Annotated in this window: 15 protein-coding genes and 1 tRNA gene; 12 read left to right on the top strand and 4 right to left on the bottom strand. The window is 61.7% G+C overall.

The features are described from left to right. Nucleotides 1–151 precede the first annotated feature (151 nt). The 9 genes from ACP7B1_RS20010 to ACP7B1_RS19970 all read left to right on the top strand — a co-directional run bounded on the left by ACP7B1_RS20010 (nt 152) and on the right by ACP7B1_RS19970 (nt 11,291). Nucleotides 152–2,548, top strand: coding sequence for a circularly permuted type 2 ATP-grasp protein (locus tag ACP7B1_RS20010; protein WP_346306986.1), 2,397 nt, complete (start codon nt 152–154; stop codon nt 2,546–2,548). Between the two features lie 11 nt (nt 2,549–2,559). Further along, entirely contained in the window at nt 2,560–3,438 is an 879-nt protein-coding gene (locus tag ACP7B1_RS20005; RefSeq protein WP_346306985.1) for a transglutaminase family protein, read from the top strand. Nucleotides 3,439–3,699: 261 nt separating this feature from the next. Continuing rightward, nucleotides 3,700–4,821: a pyridoxamine--pyruvate transaminase gene (ppaT, locus tag ACP7B1_RS20000; RefSeq protein WP_346305672.1), complete on the top strand. Its 1,122-nt coding sequence runs from the start codon at nt 3,700–3,702 to the stop codon at nt 4,819–4,821. Between the two features lie 13 nt (nt 4,822–4,834). Next, nucleotides 4,835–6,451 (top strand): ABC transporter substrate-binding protein, encoded by a 1,617-nt coding sequence (locus ACP7B1_RS19995; RefSeq protein ID WP_426137215.1) that lies wholly within the window; start codon nt 4,835–4,837, stop codon nt 6,449–6,451. 139 nt (nt 6,452–6,590) lie between these two features. After that, the gene (locus ACP7B1_RS19990) at nt 6,591–7,571 is read left to right on the top strand and encodes an ABC transporter permease (RefSeq protein ID WP_346305670.1); all 981 of its coding nucleotides are present in this window, start codon (nt 6,591–6,593) and stop codon (nt 7,569–7,571) included. Beyond that, entirely contained in the window at nt 7,568–8,386 is an 819-nt protein-coding gene (locus ACP7B1_RS19985) for an ABC transporter permease (RefSeq protein WP_346305669.1), read from the top strand. Before ACP7B1_RS19990 ends, ACP7B1_RS19985 begins: the two co-directional genes overlap by 4 nt. Continuing rightward, nucleotides 8,383–9,189 (top strand): ABC transporter ATP-binding protein, encoded by an 807-nt coding sequence (locus ACP7B1_RS19980; protein ID WP_346305668.1) that lies wholly within the window; start codon nt 8,383–8,385, stop codon nt 9,187–9,189. Before ACP7B1_RS19985 ends, ACP7B1_RS19980 begins: the two co-directional genes overlap by 4 nt. Continuing rightward, nucleotides 9,186–9,974 carry an ABC transporter ATP-binding protein gene (locus ACP7B1_RS19975; RefSeq protein ID WP_426137214.1) on the top strand — a complete coding sequence of 263 codons (789 nt, stop codon included), beginning with the start codon at nt 9,186–9,188 and terminating at the stop codon, nt 9,972–9,974. The genes ACP7B1_RS19980 and ACP7B1_RS19975 overlap by 4 nt, the downstream gene beginning before the upstream one ends. A 213-nt stretch (nt 9,975–10,187) precedes the next feature. Next, complete coding sequence (locus ACP7B1_RS19970) at nt 10,188–11,291, top strand: diguanylate cyclase (protein ID WP_346305666.1); 1,104 nt, start codon at nt 10,188–10,190, stop codon at nt 11,289–11,291. 19 nt (nt 11,292–11,310) lie between these two features. Here ACP7B1_RS19970 and ACP7B1_RS19965 read toward each other — a convergent pair whose 3' ends face one another. Together ACP7B1_RS19965 and ACP7B1_RS19960 are read right to left on the bottom strand one after the other, a co-directional pair. Further along, entirely contained in the window at nt 11,311–12,240 is a 930-nt protein-coding gene (locus ACP7B1_RS19965) for an aminoglycoside 3'-phosphotransferase/choline kinase family protein (protein WP_346305665.1), read from the bottom strand. Next, complete coding sequence (locus ACP7B1_RS19960) at nt 12,212–12,856, bottom strand: FMN-binding negative transcriptional regulator (protein WP_346305664.1); 645 nt, start codon at nt 12,854–12,856, stop codon at nt 12,212–12,214. Before ACP7B1_RS19960 ends, ACP7B1_RS19965 begins: the two co-directional genes overlap by 29 nt. A 188-nt stretch (nt 12,857–13,044) precedes the next feature. On the opposite strand from ACP7B1_RS19960, the gene ACP7B1_RS19955 reads away from it, so the two are divergent. Further along, nucleotides 13,045–13,323 (top strand): hypothetical protein, encoded by a 279-nt coding sequence (locus ACP7B1_RS19955; protein WP_426137213.1) that lies wholly within the window; start codon nt 13,045–13,047, stop codon nt 13,321–13,323. A gap of 56 nt (nt 13,324–13,379) precedes the next feature. Here the strand turns inward: ACP7B1_RS19955 and ACP7B1_RS19950 are convergent. Then, nucleotides 13,380–13,456: transfer RNA gene (locus tag ACP7B1_RS19950), tRNA-Pro, on the bottom strand. 257 nt (nt 13,457–13,713) lie between these two features. Between ACP7B1_RS19950 and ACP7B1_RS19945 the strand changes: the two genes are divergently transcribed. Further along, entirely contained in the window at nt 13,714–15,948 is a 2,235-nt protein-coding gene (locus ACP7B1_RS19945) for an AGE family epimerase/isomerase (RefSeq protein WP_426137212.1), read from the top strand. Here ACP7B1_RS19945 and ACP7B1_RS19940 read toward each other — a convergent pair. After that, nucleotides 15,945–16,586: a TetR/AcrR family transcriptional regulator gene (locus ACP7B1_RS19940; protein ID WP_346305662.1), complete on the bottom strand. Its 642-nt coding sequence runs from the start codon at nt 16,584–16,586 to the stop codon at nt 15,945–15,947. The genes ACP7B1_RS19945 and ACP7B1_RS19940 overlap by 4 nt on opposite strands. A gap of 86 nt (nt 16,587–16,672) precedes the next feature. Here ACP7B1_RS19940 and ACP7B1_RS19935 point away from each other — a divergent pair, with 86 nt between their 5' ends. Beyond that, nucleotides 16,673–17,866: a serine hydrolase domain-containing protein gene (locus ACP7B1_RS19935; protein ID WP_346305661.1), complete on the top strand. Its 1,194-nt coding sequence runs from the start codon at nt 16,673–16,675 to the stop codon at nt 17,864–17,866. Nucleotides 17,867–17,886: the final 20 nt, after the last annotated feature.

Below are 17,886 nucleotides of genomic sequence, written 5' to 3'. Positions count from 1 at the left end.
AGGCTCACCATGAGGGAGCGGGAGGATTGCAGGCAGACATATCCTGCGACGTGGCAGATTGACGTTGCAAACCACGCCTTTCCTCATGGTGAGCCTGTCGAACCACGCACTCCTGTCCTGCAGCACTCACAAACCGGTTATCGATAGACACATGTCACAGAGCGTGAAAACCAACCTACTCCCCGGTCTCCTTGCCAGCTACAAGCCCCTGCAGGGCGTGGCGGACGAGATGATCGATCCTAACGGGGCTGTTCGGCCCGGCTGGGAAAAGCTGCTGCGCTCGCTCGACACGCTCGGCCCCGAAAAACTCGCCACCCGCTTTGCCCGTGCCAACCAGTATCTGCACGATGCGGGCGTGTTTTACCGGGTCTATGACGAGACCGGTACGCAGGAGCGCGAATGGCCGCTCGCCCATGTTCCGCTTCTGATCAACGAGGATGACTGGCGCGCCATCACATCAGGGCTGACCCAGCGCGCCGATCTCCTGGAGGATATCGTTGCCGATATCTATGGTGACAACCGGCTGGTGCGCGATGGCCTGCTGCCGCCGGATCTGATTGCCTCGAACCCCGAGTTCCTGCATCCCGTCGCCGGTATCAAGCCGGCCAGCGGGCATTTCCTGCATTTCTGCGCTTTCGAGCTGGGGCGCGCACCCAATGGCCAGTGGTGGGTGCTGGGCGACCGCACGCAGGCGCCCTCGGGTGCCGGGTTTGCCCTGGAAAACCGCGTTGCCACCACCCGCGCCCTTTCGGATATTTCCGGCGCGATGAACGTTCACCGTCTTGCCGGTTTCTTCAAGGATTTCCGCGATTCCCTGCAGAGCCTGATCCACGATCCCGCAGGCCGCGCGGCCATTCTCACGCCCGGCCCGAACAATGAAACCTATTTCGAACACGCCTATATCGCCCGCTATCTCGGCATCATGCTGCTGGAAGGCGACGACCTGACCGTCAGCAAGGGCCGGGTCATGGTGCGCACCGTGTCCGGTCTGAAGCCCATCGATGTTCTGTGGCGGCGCATGGATGCCGCCTATATGGACCCGCTGGAGCTGAAGTCGGATTCGTGGATCGGCACCCCCGGCATGGTCGGCGCGCTGCGCCAGCGTTCCGTCTCGCTGGTCAATGCTCTGGGATCGGGCATTCTCGAAACCCGGGCGTTGCTCGCCTTCCTTCCGGCGATCTCGAAAGCCCTGCACGACCGTGATCTCGCCTTGCCGAGCATCGCCACCTGGTGGTGCGGCCAGGAGAAGGAACGCCAGCACGTGATGAACCGGCTCGACCAGATGATGGTCGGCCCGGCGCTGTCGACCCGGTTGCCGTTCGAAGACGTGCAGGCCACGGTTCTGGGGTCCGCCCTCGACGATGCGGCGCGTCAGGCCCTGTTGCACAAGCTCAAAACCGACGGCCGTGGACTGGTCGGGCAGGAAGCCGTCAAACTGTCGACGACGCCGGTCTATGTGGACGGCAGGCTGGAGCCGAGGCCCTTTGTCCTGCGCGTCTTTGCGGCGCGTCACGGCGATGGCTGGAGTTTCATGCCGGGCGGGTTTGCACGCGTCGGGTTCACGCTCGATACGGCGGCGATTGCCATGCAGCGCGGCGGGCAGGCGGCGGATGTGTGGATCACCAGTTCGGCGCCCGTGCGCAAGGATACGCTGCTGCCGCGCGAGGACGATGCCTTCCGCCGCAATGTGCCGGGCACGCTGCCGAGCCGTGCGGCGGAAAACCTGATGTGGATGGGCCGCTATATCGAGCGTGCCGAAGCCACGGCGCGTATCCTGCGGGCGTGCCATGCCCGCTATGCCGAGACGGCCAATGCGGAATTGCCGCTTCTGACGGAAATGCGCGATCAGCTCAAACCCCTCGGCATTGATCTCGATGAAGCCATTCCCAAGGGCCTCCTGCGTTCCATCGATGGCGCCATGCTCAGCGCCGGACGTATCCGCGACCGGTTTTCGCCCGATGGCTGGCTGGCGCTGCGCGATCTGTCGAAGACCGTGCACCGGTTCCAGGGGGTGGTGTCGCAGGGCGATGACGGCACCCGCGCCATGACGATCATCCTGCGCAAGCTGGCCGGGTTCTCCGGTCTGGTGCATGAGAACATGTATCGTTTCACCGGCTGGCGTTTTCTTGAAATCGGCCGCCGGCTGGAGCGCGGTATCCAGATGGCGCGCATCCTGGCAAACCTGTCCCGCCATGAAGCCCCGGAAGGTGCGCTGGAGATGCTGCTGGAAATCGGCGACAGCGTCATGACGCACCGCCGGCAGTACAGCGTCTATTCCGGCCGCCTCAGCGTGCTCGATCTTCTGGCGCTTGATCCGCTCAATCCGCGCTCGATCATTTTCCAGCTCGATGCGCTCAAAACCGAGTTCAATCTTTTGCCGCAGCGCGAGGCGGGTGCGCATATGTCCGCCTTTTCCAAGGATGTGCTGCGCCTGCACACGCAGCTTGCCATCATGGAATCCAGCGAACTGACCGCTGACAAGCTGCATCAACTCGCCAATGAAATCGGCGCGCTGTCCGACACCATCTCCGATACGTATTTTGCCTGAGGGGGTGAGGAATGCTCTATAACATCCGCCTCCACCTGCATTATGACTATGAACGCTCCGCAGCGGGCGGGCGCCACCATATCCGGGTGATGCCGCAGACCCTGCCGGGAATCCAGCGCGTGGTCGCCTCAAGTCTCTCCTTTGATCCTGCCGCGGCGGAACGCTCCGATTTTACCGATTTCTTCGCCAATACGGTGACCTCCATCGTCTACCGCAATCCGCACGAGACGCTCGATGTGACGATGACGGCCCGCATCAATGTGGCGCGGCCGCAGACCATGCTCGATGTTTCGCCTGATATCGCCGGTCTGATCCGGGAAATACGCGGCGTCTGGTCGGTGGCATCCGATGCGCCGCACCATTTCCTGACCTCCAGCGCCCACGCGGCCATCGACCCTGACATATCGGCCTACGCTGCGACAAGCCTCGGCAGGACGCGCACGGTCATGGAGGCGGCGGGCGATCTGTGCAACCGCATCCATGCGGATTTCGCCTATGATTCCGACGCCACCAATGTGCGCACCACGGCGCGGGAGGCGTTCGACCTGCGGGCGGGTGTCTGCCAGGATTTCAGCCACATCATGATTGCCGGCCTGCGCGGCATCGGCATTCCGGCGGGCTATGTCAGCGGTTTCCTGCGCACCATCCCGCCACCCGGCAAGGAGCGGCTGGAAGGTGCCGACGCCATGCATGCCTGGGTGCGTGTCTGGTGCGGGCGCGAGGCGGGCTGGCAGGAGTTCGATCCCACCAATGCGATGATGGCCGGCAATGACCATATCACCGTCGGTTATGGCCGGGATTATGCCGATGTCTCGCCCATCGTCGGCGTGCTGAAAACCAGCGGTTCGCAGGAAGCAAAGCAATCGGTGGATGTGATCCCGCTGGAGTAAAGAGCTTTTGTGCGTGGTTCGACAAGCTCACCATGAGGGAGGTGGGGGATTGCAGGGAGCCATATTCCGCAACGTTCAAGATTAGCGCTGCAGCCCACTAGGTTCTCTCATGGTGAGCTTGTCGAACCACGTATGATGGTTTTGCCAGCGTGTTTTGGAATATTGGAATAGTTTTTCTTGGTTTCCACGAAACGGGAGAATATGGTCTGCTTCAAGTGCCATTTGCGCCGGTGAATGGGATGAAATTTCGAAGTGCGATCCATGCTCCCCATTCCACCGCTGATGCTGACCACAGGTCCGGTTCCCGCCTATCCGCAAGTGCTTGCCGCGCTCGGAAAGCCTGTTCTTTATGACTATGATGCCGCCTTCCAGGCCTTCTATGCCGAGGTGATCGAAAAGCTGCGGCTGGCGCTGCGGCAGGACACGGCGCCGGTCATCATGCAGGGTGAGGCCATTCTCGGCATCGAAGCGGCTGCTGCCGCGCTGATTGGCTGTGACGATGTGGTTCTGAACCTTGTCTCCGGTGTCTATGGCAAGGGGTTTGCCGGCTGGGCCGCGCGCTATGGCAAGGAGGTCGTCGAGCTTGCCGTGCCCTATGACGACATCATCGACCCGCAGGCAGTTCGCGAGGCGCTGCGCCAGCGCCCGGATATCAAAATTGTATCGCTCTGCCATCACGACACCCCGTCCGGCACGCTCAATCCGCTGCGGGACATCGGCGCTGTCGTTGCCGAGCACGGGGCCTATCTCATTGTCGACGCGGTGTCGTCCTTTGGCGGGTTGGACGCCCATCCGCTTGAGGCGCATGCCGACATTTTCATTACCTCGCCATCGAAATGCCTGGGCAGCACGCCGGGTCTCAGCCTCATCGGCGTGAGCGAGCGGGCCTGGGCCAAAATCGAGGCCAACCCGGATGCGCCGCGCGGCTCGTTCCTCAGCCTTCTCGGCTGGAAAGGCGCCTCGGAGCCCGGAAAGCCCTTTCCGGTAACGCCGTCCATTGCGGAAATCTATGCGCTGGATGCGGCGCTGGATCTCTATGCCGCGGAGGGCGCCGAAAACGTCTGGGCCCGCCATGCGCAAACGGCTGAAATCACCCGCAACGGCCTGCTTGAGCTTGGCCTGAAGCTGTGGCCGAAAAAGCTGGAATTCTGCGCGCCCACGGCGACCGCTTTCAAGCTGCCCGGTGGTTTCAGCGACACGGCCTTGCGCGACCGGTTGCGCGATGAGCACGGCATCCTCCTGTCGCTCGGCCGCGCCGACACATCGGGCAAGCTGCTGCGCGTCGGGCACATGGGCGCGTCCGCCAAACCCGATTTTGCCCGCGCCACCATCAGGGCTCTCAGCCAGATTCTGTCCCGCCCACTCGGCCAAACCTATGCATAAGAGGATCGCAAGCATGTCCCGTATCCTGTTGAACCGACGCTCTTTTCTCCATCTGACCGCCAGCGCTGCCGCGCTCACCGCCATGCCGGGTCTTGGCTGGGCGCAGGGGGAAACGCCTGTCAAAGGCGGGCGTCTGATCGTCGCCGGGGACAGCGAACCGGCCAATCTCAATCCAGCCATCGTCGCGTCCAACGGCGTGTTCTTTGTCGCCAGCAAGATTGTCGAGCCGCTGGCCGAACAGTCCTATGACGGCAAGGACGGCCTGTCGCCGCGCTTGGCCACCGCCTGGGAGGGCTCAGCCGACGGCCTGACTGCAACGTTCAAACTGCGCGAAGGCGTGACCTGGCACGACGGCAAGCCGTTCACCTCGGCTGACGTTGCCTTCTCCGCACTCGAAGTGTGGAAGAAGCTGCAGAATCTTGGCCGCGTTGTCTTCAAGAACCTCGAGAGCGTCGAAACGCCGGATGACCACACGGCGGTCTTCAAATTCTCGCAGCCGACGCCGTTCCAGCTCATCCGCAATGCGCTGCCGGTGGTCACCTCCGTCGTGCCGAAACATCTCTATGAAGGCACGGATATCGCCAAGAATCCGGCCAACCAAGCATTGGTCGGCACCGGCCCGTTCAAATTCGGCGAACACAAGCCGGGCGAATATTATCTGCTGAAGCGCAATGAGGCGTACTGGCAGAAGGACCAGCCGCTGCTGGATGAAATCGTCTACCAGATCCTGCCGGACCGTTCATCCGCCGGCAATGCGCTGGAGGCCGAACAGATCCAGCTGGCTGCTTTCTCCGCAGTGCCGCTTGCCGATCTTGCCCGCATCTCCAAGGTGCCGGGCCTGAAGGTTTACGCCAATGGTTATGAAGGGCTGACCTATCAGCTCATCGTCGAAATCAATCATCGCCGCAAGGAACTGGCCGATCCGAAGGTGCGTCAGGCGCTTGCCCATGCCATCGACCGGGATTTTGTCGTCAAGACGATCTTCCTCGGCTATGCAAAACCGTCCACGGGGCCGGTTCCTGCCTATGACAAGGCGTTTTATGAGCCAGATGTGGCCGCCCATGCCTTCGATCCGGCCAAGGCGGAAGCGCTGCTCGACGAAGCGGGCTACAAGCGCGGCGCCGATGGCAACCGTTTCACGCTCAAGCTCCTGCCTGCCCCATTCTTCAATGAAACCAAGCAGTTCGGCGACTATCTGCGCCAGGCGCTGGCCAAGGTGGGCATTGATGCGCAGGTGGTCAGCAATGATACACCCGCCCATCTGAAGGCGGTCTATACGGACCATGATTTCGATATCACCGTGGCAACGCCGGTCTACCGTTCCGATCCAGCGATCTCCACCACCATCCTGTTCGAAAGCGGGCTGCCCGCCGGTGTGCCGTTCTCCAACCAGTACGGCTATGCCAATGCGGATGTGGACAAGCTGATCAAGGATGCCGCTTCCACCGTGGATAGCGACAAGCGCGCCGACCTCTATAAGCAATTGCAGAAGGTTGTGGCCGCGGACCTGCCGCTGATCAATGTGGCGGAATTCTCGTTCATCACCGTTGCCCGCGATACCGTGCAGAATGTGTCCGATAATCCGCGCTGGGCGGTGTCGAACTGGTCCAATGTCTGGCTGAAGGGGTAGGGCACAATGTGACACCGGTTATCTCTCCCCTACAAGGGGGGAGATCGCCCGCATTGTCCGCAGCAGACAAACCCGTTTGTCTTCCGGCATTATTGGCTCTAGTGTCCCCCTCCATTCGCATGACCTGTCGGAGCCCTTCTTGCCGCCACTCGCATCCTTTTTCCTGAAACGCCTTTTGGGTGCGATTCCGGTTCTGGCCGTTGTGCTCATCGGCAGTTTTCTGCTGCTGGAGGCGGCATCCGGTGATGCGGTGGATTCCTATGTCGCGGGTTCCGGCGGTATGGATGCCGACCAGCTGGCGCAGTTGCGCCAGGCATGGGGCCTTGATCAGGGCCCATTCCATCGTTTCATCGCCTATGTCTCGGCGCTCGGCCATGGCGATCTCGGCTGGTCGACGGCGTTTCAACGTCCAGTGCTTTCGGTGATCGTCGAACGCCTGCCGTTGACGCTGCTGCTGATGGGCATTGCCACGGCACTCGCCTTCTTCCTCGGTTCGCTGCTCGGCGTCATCGCCGGCGCGAAGCCCGGCTCCCTGCGCGACCGTTTCCTGTCCATCGGTTCGCTGGCGCTTTACGCTGTGCCCGGCTTCTGGCTGGGGCTGGTGCTGATCGTGGTCTTCGCCGTCGATCTGCGCTGGCTGCCGGTCGGCGGCATCGAGACCATCACATCCGGCAAGAGCGGATGGGCGCGCATGGCGGATATCGCCGCGCATCTGGTCCTGCCCGTCGCCTCGCTCGCCATGGTGTACCTCGCGCTGTATCTGCGCCTGATGCGCGACCGCATGAGCGAGGTCTGGCGCGATCCCTTCGTCACCGGCCTGAAGGCGCGCGGTCTCAGCCGTGGCCGCATCGTCTGGCGGCACGTGGCGCGCAATGCGGTCCTGCCTGTCATTACCATGCTCGGCCTGCAGGCGGCGGTCATGCTGGGCGGCAGCGTCGTGGTGGAAAGCGTTTTCGCCATTCCGGGATTCGGACGGCTGGCGGCGGAGGCTGTCTCGCGGCGCGACACGCCGCTGCTGCTGGGTGTCATCTTGTGCAGCGCCATAACGGTGATTATCGCCAATCTGCTGGTCGATCTCGCCTATGGCAGGCTCGATCCGCGCGTGAGGATCGGCCGATGACGATCTGGCGGCGTCTCAACCTTGAAGGCCGGGCCGGGCTGGTGCTGCTTCTTGCGCTGGTTCTCATGGCCTTGCTCGCCCCGTGGATCGTGCCGGGCGATCCGCTCGCCATCGTCGGCGAACCATTGCTGCGGCCTTTCTCATCGCAGGCGCATTGGCTGGGCACCGACCGTCTTGGCCGCGATGTGCTGTCGGAGCTTCTCTACGGCACGCGCACGACGCTGCTGGTGGCGTTCTTCTCGGCTGCGGCATCGCTCGTCATCGGCAGTCTGGTCGGCACGCTGGCCGGTTTTCTCGGCGGTATTGCCGATGCGGTGCTGATGCGGATCACCGAGGCATTCCAGACGGTTCCGGGTTTTCTGCTGGCGCTGGCAACAATCAGCGTGACCGGACCGAGCGTCCCGACCCTCGTTCTGGCCATCAGTCTCGGCACATGGACGCAGGCCGCGCGGGTGACGCGCGCGGAGGTGCTTTCCCTGCGCGAGCGCGATTTCGTGGCCGCCGCCCGCACATTGGGTATGCGGCCGCTGGAGATTGCCTTCCGGGAAATATTGCCGAATGCCTTTGGTCCGGCCGCCTCGCTCGCCGCCATTTCGGTGGCCGCGGCCATCCTCATCGAAGCGGCCCTGTCGTTCCTCGGCTTCGGCGATCCGAACCGGGTGACCTGGGGCAGCATGATTGCCGAAGGGCGCACGGTGCTGCGCGCGGCGCCCTATCTTTCCATCGTGCCGGGTCTGGCGCTGGTGGTCACGGTTCTCAGCGTGCATCTGATCGGGCGTGGCCTGTCGCGCAGTGAAAGGTTCCTCCAGCCATGAGCGAACCATTGCTGCGCGTGGAAAATGTCGGCGTGACCTACGGCAAGACCGTTGCGCTGGCGGATGTCTCGCTCGACCTCGACCGGGGCGGGCGGCTGGCTTTGATCGGCGAAAGCGGCTCGGGGAAATCCACTCTGGCCATGGCCGTTGCGGGGCTTCTGCCAAAACAGGCGCGCCAGACCGGCTCGATCGTCTTTCCCGGGACGTCGGGCCGCCCGCGTCTCGGCCGGGATATCGGTGTGGTGTTCCAGGACCCGGGCGGCAGCCTCGATCCGGTCATGAGGGTCGGCGACCAGATTGCCGAGGTTATCCGGGCGCATGAGGACACCAGCTGGATCGCCGCGCGGGTGCGCGCCGCCGACCTGATGGACCGGGTGCGTATCCCAAAAGCCCTGTCGCGCCTCAACAGCTATCCGCACGAATTCTCCGGCGGGCAGCGCCAGCGCATCGCCCTTGCATTGGCGCTGGCCGCCAATCCGTCGCTTGTCATCGCCGATGAGTTGACCAGTGCGCTCGACACGGTGGTACAGCGCCATATCGTCAACCTGCTGGACGAGCTGGTGCGCGAGGATGGGCTGACGCTATTGTTCGTCACCCATGACATCGCGTTGGCGTCCGAACGCGCCGACCAGATCGCCGTTCTCTACAAGGGACAACTGGTCGAACGGGGCACCGCAGCCGATGTTCTCGGCCAGCCCGCGCATCCCTATACCAAGGCGTTGATCGGCGCGCACCTGTCACTCGACACGCCGCGGCAAAGGCGGCTTGTTGAAATCAACCCTGACAGCCTGAACCTGCCATGAGTGAAACCGACAATTCCACTGTTCTCGAAGTGAAGGATGTTGCCAAGCGCTTTGGCGAGCGCAACGCATCGGGCCTGAAGAATATCGGATTTACCTTGCGGCGCGGTGAAACGCTGGCGCTGGTCGGGGCATCGGGATCGGGCAAGACGACGCTCGCCCGTCTCGTCATGCGGCTGGGCAATCCGGATGCGGGATCAATCCACCTGTGCGGCCACAATATCACGGCCCTGCGGGGCGAAGCCCTGCGGCTGCTACGCCCGAGATTCCAGATGGTGTTTCAGGATCCGCTGGCGGCATTCAATCCGCGCGCCACGGTCCGGCGCATTCTGGAAGACCCGCTGCGCCTGCACGATCTGGCGCCGAGGGACAACTATGGCCAGCTTATCGCCGCCGCGCTCGAACGGGTGGGGCTGAGCCCTGATCTGATGCAGCGCAGTCCGCTGGAACTGTCCGGCGGTCAGCGCCAGCGTATCGCCATTGCCCGGGCGATTGCCACCCGGCCCGACCTGATCGTGCTGGACGAGCCGGTATCGGCGCTGGATGTTTCCGTGCGGGCGCAAATCCTCAATCTCCTGCTCGATCTGCAGGAGGAAACCGGCGTGTCCTATCTCTTCATTTCTCACGATCTTGCCGTGGTTCGGGCCGTGGCCGACCGCATGATCGTGCTGGATGAGGGGCGGATTGTCGAAAGCGGCGAGACCGAACGGGTTCTCGCCGCCCCGCAGGCCGAAGCAACGCGGGTTCTGATCGATGCCGTGCCCAGGCTGCAGGTTCCCGCCGGTTGAGAACCTGGCGATCCCCGCTCCGGGAATAAAAATCCGCTCCCATGCTTTTCAAGCAATCGATTGGTAAAATTTGTTTCAAAGGTCGTCAGTCAATACAACCTGTGGTAGAAGATTCGCGTGGTATCGCCCAATAGTTCAATTTTTAAGGATGTCCTTCGCACGAAATTAGCCCGCAAACGCTAGTGTCGCGTGAAGTGGAATTGAGGTTGATAATTGTACGCTGAATATTTCCCTGTCTTTGCCGATCTCGTCCATCGTCTTGGGTTGGTTGCCCTGATCAGCATGGCCTATGGCTCCATTATCCGCGCTTTCAATCTGCCCTGGACGCGCGGCCTGATGGTTGGGCTTCTGTTCGGCGGTGCCGCCATCATTTCCATGCTCGACCCCGTCATCGTCGATGATGGCATCATCGTCGATGCGCGTTCCATCCTGCTGGCGCTCAGCGCACCGTTCGGCGGCGTTGTGGCGGTGCTGGTGTCGACAGCTCTAACGATCCTGTCCCGCGTCCTGATCGGAGGCGTTGGTGTGCAGGCCGGTGTCGTTGGTATTGTCATCATCGGCCTGATCAGCCTGATCTTCACGCTGGTCTACCGGCCCCAGACCTATTCCTGGAAACATTTCCTCATTCTCGGCCTGACGGTTCCGCTCTACACGCTGAGCATCTTCATCCTGCCGTTCGAGCAGGCGCTGCCGATTTTCCAGCGCATTGCCTTGCCGATACTGACCTTGAACGTTGCCGGGATTTTTCTCATCTCAATGTTCCTGCATCGGGAACGCCTGCGTGTCGACCGGGTGAAGACGCTGGAGGTGGACGCCCATACGGATCCGTTGACCAACCTTGCCAACCGCCGCCTGTTTGACCGGGTCGCGCGGCGCACCTTCCGCAAGGCGGCATCGACCGGTGGCGACGTCTTTTCGCTTGTCATGATCGACATCGATTCATTCAAGAGCATCAACGATCGTTGGGGCCACTCCAATGGCGATCTGGTGCTGGTGGAAATTTCCACCATCATTCGCTCGCTGGTGGGCAAATCCGATCTGGTCGCCCGCTATGGCGGGGAGGAGATAGCGATCCTGATGCCGTCCGCAGCCGCTGGCGAAGCCATGGCGATGGCCGAAGCGATCCGCCGGCGCGTCAACGAGACCTTTTTCGATCTCGGGCGCACGCGGGCCCATGTTACCGTCAGCGCCGGTGTCGCTACTTTTACAGCGCAGCATCAGTCAATGACGGAATTGATCGAGGAGGCGGACGTCGCGCTCTACCGGGCCAAGCGCCTCGGTCGAAACCGCATCGAGCTGGCGGCCATGGCTGCCTAGGGTTTGGATCCTACGCTGCTCACAGTAGGCTGTCGATGGCGCGGCAGCGTTGCAGCGCCCAATGCATGTCGTCGATCGCCCCGTCGACGGCGCTCTCATGGACCTGCTGCAGCCCGATGCGCAGCTGATAACACGCGAGTACGGTTTTGTCCTGGACGAGATCCGGCCGGTGAACCTCAAAATAGCGGGCCTGCTGCTCCATGCAGTCCAGCCACGGCCGCCAGAACAGGATATTGGCGATATCGTAGAGCGGATCACCGTACATGGCTTCCGACCAGTCGATAACGCCTGTGATCCTATGGCCATCGGTCAATACATTGTTCGAACCGAAATCCGCATGCACAAGCGCTCGCACATTGGGGCAGTGCCTGGCCAGTTCGGCACAGCGTCCGGCCATATCCGCGACCTGGTTATCGCCGGTCACGCTACCCCAGTCATAGGCTGACACGGCGGACAGGAATTCCTGCCAGCTTGCATTGCGTCCGTTTCCCGACGCATCGAACGGGCCGTAGCCGCGCGCTGAGCCAATGTCTGAGACAGCAATGGCCTGGAGGACATTGGCGACCGGTGCAAGAACCGGCGGCAGATCCTGCGGTGGCAAACCCTGCAGGGTGACACCTTCTGCCATGTGCGAGATGCAAAACCCGTTGCCGTCATCGAGAACGCCGTGAGCGACGACAGCGGGAATTGGCAGTGCGGGCGCGGAAAAATGCCGGCTCGCATAGGCGTCCTTGGCAAATCCATCAGCGGATCGGTTGATGCGCAGGACAAAGCGCTCGTTGCCCAGACTATAACGGAAGGCACGCGAATCCTCGCCTTCCGTGATCGGGACGAGCCGGACGGTCTCGCCCGTCAATTGCCGGAGCTTGCCTGCGGCGGCGGCCAGTGAAATATCAGGTTTTTGCATGACGGGAAGGCGGTCAGGCGCCGCCGGATTTTCCCCGTTCATGCACGATCCGCGCCATGGCCTGCGCTTCCGGGCCTTCCCTCTGCAGGCCCTCGGCAACGCCGGTCCGGTCAGCTTCAGCCCGGTTCTGGCTGACTTTCCATTTGCCTTCGATGCGGGTGATCGGGATTTCAACGCCGATAATGCCTTTCACCTGTCCGGCAATGAATGGCTCGGGCGCATCTTCCACGGCCCATGGCTGGGCGCGGCCACCTTCCTGCGTGCGGGTGAGGCTGCCGATCTGCCGGCGCAGCCATTCCGGATCGTCCTGTATCTGCGGTGTACCCCAGGCCTGGACAACCACGTAGTTCCAGGTTGGTACAACCTTGCCGTGTTCGCGCTTGGCCGCATACCAGGACGGCGTGATATAGGTGTTGGGGCCCTGGAAAATGACCAGCGCCTCGGCACCCGCCTGCAAGGCCGCCACCTGCTCGTTGGCCCTGGCCAGATGCGCGCGAAGGGTTCCGTTCGGCCCCGCATCCGCATCGAGCTCGAAGGGAATGAGGTTCGCCATCAACCCGTGTTCGCCGCTTGTCACCAGCATGGCCAGCGGATGCTTGCGGATCAATGCGTGCATCACGTCAAGGCGATCTTCACGAAACGCGGGTGGTCTGTACATGGATTGCTCCGGTCGATCTGGAGTGGTCATGGCTTCATGCCATGCATGGAACTTGGACTGGAATAATAGTGGATCGGTACGGCGGCGCAAGGCGCATGCATGACCGGGCCTGCCGGTACGGATGAATCTGGATTTTCCCGCTTGCTATTTCACGATGCGTCGTAAGATGATGAAGCGAGAAACAAGGAATGTCCCGAGGGCTGATGATGGACGAAGAACCCGAACTGGTTGTGTCGCGTTTGTCGAAGGAGTTCACGCGCGATGGAATCACCGTCAGCGTTGAGATTTATCGCCTTGCCGAGCAGAACGAATGGACGCTCGAAGTGGTGACCGAAGACAAGGATTCGATTGTCTGGGACGATCCGTTCGAAACGGACCAGGCTGCATTTGACGAATTTCTGCGTGCGGTCGAGGACGAGGGGCTGGCCGGCCTGATCGATCCCGACGGCGGCGATACGCTGCACTGACAGGCGCGTGGCATGTCCGCAGATCGGACATCGAATGGGAAAGCTGTTGAAAACACTGGTCGGAGTGAGAGGATTCGAACCTCCGACCCCGTCGTCCCGAACGACGTGCGCTACCAGGCTGCGCTACACTCCGTGACCAGCGATGCGGGGTATATACCGCCGAGTTTTTATGCCTGCAAGTCGTTTCATAAGCACTTCTTCAATTATACCCGTGCAAACATAAACCTTGTTCCGGAAATGGTTGAACCGGCCTTGTGATCGCTGCTGAAAGTCTTGTATCGGTAAAATACGGATGTTGCGATGTATCGCAAAGTCTGCCGGAAGAGAGCGAATTGTATATCGGACGAGATATCGACTGAAACAATGGGGTTGCATGCAATGACATCGGGAATGAAGCGGATTATCAGCTTTGTGATGAGTGGCGGTGTTGGTTCGAGGCTCTGGCCTTTGTCGCGCGAAGACTTTCCCAAACAGTTTCATAATCTTTCCGGTCAAGGTTCTATGCTGCTGCGCACCGTCAAACGCATGGGTGCACGCGGCGGCGAAATGCCTGTTCCGGTCTATCTGCTTGCCTCCGAACGGCATGCCGACCGCATCAGCCAGGATCTTTCCGGCGTCGATCTGGCGGGCGGGCGGGCGATTCTCGAGCCCATGGGCCGCAATACCGCGGCCGCCGTCGTGCTGGCAACCGAGATCACGCTGCGCGAACATGGCGATGATCTGGTGCTGGTCGTGCCCTCCGATCATGAAATCACCACGGACCGGGATTTCTGGAACACGGTGGAAGCTGGCACCGATGCGGCCATGGCCGGCCGGATCGTTGTGTTCGGCATCCAGCCGGACCGGCCGGAGACGGGCTACGGCTATATCGAGGTCGGACCGCAGAACGAAAACACGCGCGACGTTATCCGTTTCGTGGAAAAGCCGAACGAGGAAACCGCGATCCAGTATCTCGAATCGAAGAACTTCCTCTGGAATTCCGGTATCTTTCTGTTCCGCGCCAGCACCATGCGCGATGCCTTCCGTGCCCATGCGCCGCAGATCTGGGACGGTGCCGTCACGGCGCTCGACGAGGCGACAAGCAATGTCTCCGGCACCTACCTGCCGCACGATCTCTATGCGGAGGTGCCGTCGATTTCCGTCGACTATGCCATCATGGAACATGCGCAGGACATTGCGCTGGTCCCGGCGCGCTTCCGCTGGAACGATCTCGGATCGTGGCAATCCCTGCTCGAAGTCAGCTCGAGCGACGGCAGCGGCAATGTGATTGTCGGCGATGTCGTCGCCATCGATTGCGAGAACAGCTATCTGCGCAGCAATGGCCGCCTTTTGTCGGCCATCGGCCTGCGCGATCTTGCCGTCGTGTCGACCTCGGACGCGACATTCGTGGCGCCCGTTACCGAAAGCCAGAATGTCCGCAAGATCGTCGAACAGCTGGAAAAGACGGGACGGCTTGAAACCAAGTTTACCCCGGCGCAGGACCGGCTGCCGCAGGTCGGTGCCTATGAAAAGCGTGTGCGCCACTGGCTGTTCGAGGAAACGCTGCCGCTCTGGTCGACGGTCGGCGTCGACCGGCGCTATGGCGGTTTCCATGAGGCGCTGACCTTCGACGCCACGCCCATCATCAAGACCAAGCGGATGCGCACCACGGCGCGGCAGATTTATGCCTTTGCCGTGGCGCACGAAATGGGCTGGGACGGCCCGGCGCATGATCTGATCGACCACGGCATCCGCTTCATCACGGCCAATGGCCGCACGAAACGCGGCGGCTGGGTCAAGACCTTTAACCCCGATGGTACGGTCCTCGACGGGGCCGAAGATGCCTATGACCAGTCCTTCGTGCTTCTGGCGCTGGCGCATGCCCATCGGGCAGGCCATCCGCAGGCGCTGGGTCTTGCCACGGAAACCTTTGCCTTCATCGATGAGTATCTCGCCGATTCCAAGCTGCGCGGTTTTCTGGAAATGCCGGGGGATACCGGATTGCGCCGGTCCAACCCGCATATGCACCTGCTGGAATCCTTCCTTGCCTGGTACGATGTGACGGGCAACCGCGATTACCTGCAGCGCGCCGCGCGCATCGTCGATCTGTTCCGGCATCACCTCTTCGATGCGGAGACATGGACGCTCGGCGAATATTTTACCGATGACTGGGAGCGGGCACCGGGCGAAAAAGGCGAATGGACGGAACCGGGGCACCATTTCGAATGGGCCTACCTCCTGTCCAATTTTGCCAAGGCGTCGGGCCAGAAGGATATCATCCGCCACGCGCGCAAGCTCTACGCCTCGGCCATTGCCAACGGGCTGAACCGGACCACGGAACTCGCCTATGGCGCTGTATCCCGGCACGGCCTGCCGCTCGACACCAATTCACGCAGCTGGCCGCAGACCGAGGCGGTGAAGGCCGCGATTGCACTGGATGGCAATGGCGGACCGGACCTCAAGCCGGAAGTCGAAGCACGCGTGGGCCGTCTGTTCCGCTGGCATATCGAACAGGCGCCCAAGGGCCTGTGGATCGACCTGATCGATGAAAAGGGCAGGGCACGGGCCGAAGAGGTGCCGGCCTCGATCTTCTATCATCTCGTCTGTGCCCTGACGCAGTATGTGGATTACATCGGCAAGGCTTAATCCGGGGCTTGCACGGGCCAGGCACGCATGGCCGTTTCGGCAATGCCTGTCAATTCTTCGACACTGGCACCATCGCGCGCCTGCACCGACATGCCTTGAATGATGGTGCCATAAAAACGGGCAAGCTGGCGCACATCGGTGGTCTCCGGCAGTTCGCCCGTGCCGATGCCCTTGCGGATATAGTTCTCAATCATATCCAGACTGCCGCTGCGCATGGCGGCCAGACTATCGGCGACCCCTTTCACTTCCGATGCGCAGGAGAGAACCGCCGTCGAGATCATGCAGCCGCCCGGGCCTGCGGTGAACGTTTCCGCCGCGCCGCGCAACAGACGTCGGATCCCGTCATAAACCGTCTTTTCCTCCGTAAGCGCCGAGGGGAAATAGGCTCCGAAACTGCTGCGGTAGAGGTCGAGGACCTCCGCATACAGCGCTTCCTTCGAACCGAAGGCCGTGTAGAGGCTGGGCGGGGTAATGCCCATCGCCGCCGTCAGGTCGTTGATCGACGTGCCCTCGTAGCCGTGCTCCCAGAAAAGTTGCAGTGCTTTCTCCCGCGCCGCCTCCCGGTCAAAGCTGCGCGGACGGCCGCGCTTGCGGGCGGGTTCTTCAACGGTGCTGACAGATGGCTCGTTTATTTTCATAGTGACCACTAATAAAATTGTTGACGCGAAGCAGGCTTGTGCTAATCCTATTATATAGCGACCACTATTAAAAAAGGAACAGGCCGATGAACATACCAGTTGCTACCGCCCTGACAACACTTGCCTTGACCGCTCCGGCACTGGCTGCACAGGCCAGTTTCAAGGACCGGCTGGACGCCGTCATTGATCATGCCATCGCCGATCAGACCATCGTGGGCACCGTCATCCTGGTCGCCGAGAATGGCGAGATCGTCTATCGGCGCGCTGCCGGATTTGCCGATCGCGAGGCCGGGATTCCGATCAGGGAGAACGCCATCTTCCGCTTTGCGTCGATGACCAAGCCGATTGTTGCGGTTACAGCCCTGCGGCTGGTGGAAGAGGGAAAGCTGAACCTCGATGATCCCGTCACGCGATACCTGCCGGATTTCCGGCCAAAACTGGCCGACGGCCGCGAACCTGTCATCACCGTCCGTCAGTTGATGGACCATACGTCAGGCCTGAGCTACGGTTTCCTGCAACCCGCCGATGGCCCCTATCACAAGGCCAACATATCCGACGGTCTTGACCAGCCGGGGCTCTCCATCGAAGAAAATCTGCGGCGCATCGCAACGGTCCCGCTGTCGTTTGAACCCGGCACCGCCTGGGGGTACTCGGTCGGCATCGACGTTCTGGGCGCAGTGCTTGCCAAGGCCACGGGGAAAACGCTGCCCGAACTGGTGACGGAAAATGTCACAGGCAGGCTGGATCTCAAGGATACGGCATTCAGCGTGAGTGACCGGGCAAGACTGGCGGTAGCCTATGGCGATGCCAAGCCGCCGGTGCGGATGGAAGGACCGCACGTCGTGCCGTTCTTCGATGGCGGCGTCAGCTTTGCCCCGGATCGCATCTTCGATCCTGCTTCCTTTGCGTCAGGCGGTGCCGGCATGGCCGGAACAGCCGATGATTACATCCGCTTCCTCGAAACGCTGCGCAAGGGTGGTTCGCCTCTGCTGAAGGCAGGCAGTGTCGAGCTGCTGGCTGACAACCAGATTGGCGATATCGTCGTGACGGCCACGCCGCCGGGTTGGGGTTTCAGTCTCGGGTTTTCGATCCTGAAAGATCCTGCGGCGGCAGGCTCGCCGCAATCGGCAGGCACGTGGCAATGGGGCGGCGTCTATGGCCAGTCGTGGTTTGTCGACCCTAAGCGCAAGCTCACCGTCGTCGCGCTGACCAATACCGCCCATGCCGGCATGATGGGGGCATTTCCCGACGGTGTGCGCGACGCCGTCTACGGCAAATGATGGAGATGGCGGGACAGATC

It is taken from the genome of Phyllobacterium sp. SL163 (assembly GCF_049896885.1).
Classification (GTDB): Bacteria; Pseudomonadota; Alphaproteobacteria; order Rhizobiales; family Rhizobiaceae; genus Phyllobacterium; species Phyllobacterium calauticae.
The sequence above is the reverse complement of the archived record's forward strand: the minus strand, read 5'-3'. Positions and strand labels throughout refer to the sequence as shown.